General features: G+C 62.7%; 3 protein-coding genes. All 3 read left to right on the forward strand.

Translation table 11 applies throughout. The annotated features are described in order from the left end of the window. The first annotated feature begins 258 nt into the window (after positions 1–258). Positions 259–792 (forward strand): hypothetical protein, encoded by a 534-nt coding sequence (locus tag WBB85_RS10455; protein WP_432638558.1) that lies wholly within the window; start codon positions 259–261, stop codon positions 790–792. Positions 793–857: 65 nt separating this feature from the next. Continuing rightward, on the forward strand, positions 858–1,409 hold the full coding sequence (locus WBB85_RS10460) for a hypothetical protein (RefSeq protein ID WP_432638559.1): 552 nt from the start codon (positions 858–860) through the stop codon (positions 1,407–1,409). Positions 1,410–1,472: 63 nt separating this feature from the next. Continuing rightward, positions 1,473–2,946 (forward strand): Asp-tRNA(Asn)/Glu-tRNA(Gln) amidotransferase subunit GatB (gatB, locus tag WBB85_RS10465; RefSeq protein WP_432638560.1); only part of this gene is annotated, 1,474 nt, incomplete at its 3' end.

Raw genomic sequence — 2,946 nt, forward strand, 5'->3', positions numbered from 1 at the left:
TTCGACGTCATGCAGCCGAGCGGCAGAAGCAAAAGCGCGAAGGCCAGCGGCCGGACCGGGCGAAAGGGCATTGGATGTTCAGCCGATTGCACCGGTCCTGCGTGCCGGCGGGCGGGACGGTCAGACAAAAGCCCGCGCCACGCAATACGGCTTGACAATCATAGGCGGAACCTTGCCTGATTTTCGCCGCTTTACCGGGTGAATATTCTCTGCAAACGCCCCCACGGCGATGGACCCATTTCACGGCAGGAGGTTTTCATGCCCGTCATTCTTGGCCTGATCGGCGCGATCACCGTGGCCTTCATCTGGATCATGCGCATGCGCAATGCGGCTGAAATGACCCATGAAATCGCCGGTGTGGCGCAAGACGTGCTGTCCGCCGCGCGGCGGTTGGGGTTCCGTCGCAGGATGAACCTGCATCCCGTGGAATCGCTCGACGAACCGAAACTGGCCATCGGCGCGCTTGGCATCGCGTTCCTCGAACTTGGCGGCCTGCCCACGGCCGAACAGCAAAACATCCTGCTGAAATCGCTGCAGGCCCATATCGGCCAGAGCCTCGACGACGCGGAAGAGACGCTGATTCTCGGCCGCTGGCTGGTCAATGAATCGAACGGGCCGGAACCGGCGATCACCCGGTTGTCGCGCCGCTTGGCGAAACTTGACCGTGCGGGCAGCTTCACACCGCTGATGGCAGTCCTGAACGATGTGGCTCAGGCCAGCCGCGACGGTGCGGTTTCCGACCGGCAGCGCGACGCCCTGACCGAGATCGCGCGGGCCTTCAAGCTGAGCTGATCGCCGGAACGTGAAATGGCATGTGGCGCGTGACAGGCTATCAAGGGGGAACCGAAAGGACCCCGATGCGCCCCCTTGTCCTCGTTTTCTGCCTTGCCGCCCTGCCCGTCCATGCTCAGGATCGCGAGGGCAATGACACGCCCGGCGACTGGGTGGTGACCCATCAGAAGCATTTCGGCCTCTGGGATTCTGTCTGCGACGAACGCCCCGAAGGCGGTGGGATGCACCGGCGCTGCTACATCCGCTATGTCGATGTCTTCTCGCCCCGCCCAGATTTTGCCGCGCATTTCCTGTTTGTGACGCCCGACGCCAAGGATGTGCGCATCGAATACGGGTCCGAACCCGGCACGCGCTTTGCACGCGGCGGGCACCGGATTGAACGGGGGGGCGAACCCGTCTGGTCTACCGACCGCGCCGCCTGCCTGACGGGCGGCTCTTGCGTCTTTTCAGGTGCCGAGTCGGCGGAGCTTTACCAAACCCTCAAGAACGGCGGCGCGTGGCACTTCGACTTCGCCGACCGTCACGGCCAGATCCAGTCCCTGGACTGGTCCCTTGCCCCCTTTGCCGAGGCAGCCGCGGATTTTGAGGCCGAGGCGACAGCGCGCGGTCTGCGATAGCCCTGCTTGTCTCGCCCGCGCCGCTCCCTTAGAAAGCGGGTCGGATAGCCGAAGGACGCCCCCATGCTCGATCTGACCTATGAAGCCCCGAAACCCAAGGTGATTTCCGGTGCCAAGGAAGACTGGGAACTTGTGATCGGTCTTGAGGTTCACGCTCAGGTGGCCTCCAACGCGAAACTCTTTTCGGGCGCTTCGACCGAATTCGGGATGGAGCCGAATTCCAACGTCGCCTTCGTCGATGCGGCCATGCCCGGCATGCTGCCGGTGATCAACGAATATTGCGTGGCCCAGGCGGTCAAGACCGGCCTTGGACTGAAGGCTGAGATCAACCTGCGTTCGGCCTTCGACCGCAAGAACTATTTCTACCCCGACCTGCCGCAGGGTTATCAGATCAGCCAGCTTTACCACCCGATCGTGGGCGAGGGTGAGGTTATCGTCGATATGGCCCCCGGCGTGGCGCGTAAGGTCCGGATCGAGCGCATCCACATGGAACAGGATGCGGGAAAGTCGATCCACGACCTTGACCCCACCATGTCCTTCGTCGACCTCAACCGCACCGGCGTGGCGCTGATGGAGATTGTCTCGCGCCCCGATATCCGCGGGCCAGAGGAAGCGGCGGCCTATGTCGTGAAGCTGCGCCAGATCCTGCGCTACCTGGGCACCTGCGACGGCAACATGCAGAACGGCAACCTGCGCGCGGACGTGAACGTCTCGGTCTGCCGACCGGGCGATTATGAGAAATATCAGGCAACACAGGATTTCGGCCATCTCGGCACGCGTTGCGAGATCAAGAACATGAACTCCATGCGCTTTATCCAGCAAGCCATCGAATATGAGGCGCGGCGCCAGATCGCCATCATCGAGGATGGCGGCAAGGTCGTGCAGGAAACCCGGCTTTACGATCCCGACAAGGGTGAGACGCGGTCGATGCGCTCAAAGGAAGAGGCGCATGACTACCGCTACTTCCCCTGCCCCGACCTCTTGCCTTTGGAGATCGAACAGGCATGGGTCGACGATATCGCGGCCTCCATGCCCGAACTGCCGGACGCCAAGAAGGCGCGGTTCGTGTCTGACTATGGCATGACCGAATACGACGCGAACGTCCTGACCGCCGAGGTCGAAAATGCCGCCTTCTTCGAGGAGGTGGCGAAGGGGCGCGACGGCAAGCAGGCCGCGAACTGGGTGATCAACGAGCTTTTCGGCCGCCTGAACAAGGAAGGCCATGCAATCGCCGACAGCCCGATTTCGGCGTCGCAGCTTGGCGGGGTGCTTGACCTCATCGGCAAGGGCGAGATTTCCGGCAAGATGGCCAAGGATCTGTTCGAGATCCTCTGGACCGAAGGCGGCGACCCGGCGGAAGTGGCCGCCAAACACGGCATGAAGCAGGTCACCGATACCGGCGCCATCGAGGCCGCCGTGGATGAGGTGATTGCCGCGAACCCCGCCCAGGTGGAAAAGGCCAAGGCCAATCCCAAGCTCGCGGGCTGGTTTGTCGGTCAGGTGCTGAAGGCCACCGGTGGCAAGGCCAATCCGGCAG

It is taken from the genome of Albidovulum sp. (genome assembly GCF_049646345.1).
In the GTDB taxonomy this organism is placed as follows: Bacteria; Pseudomonadota; Alphaproteobacteria; order Rhodobacterales; family Rhodobacteraceae; genus Albidovulum.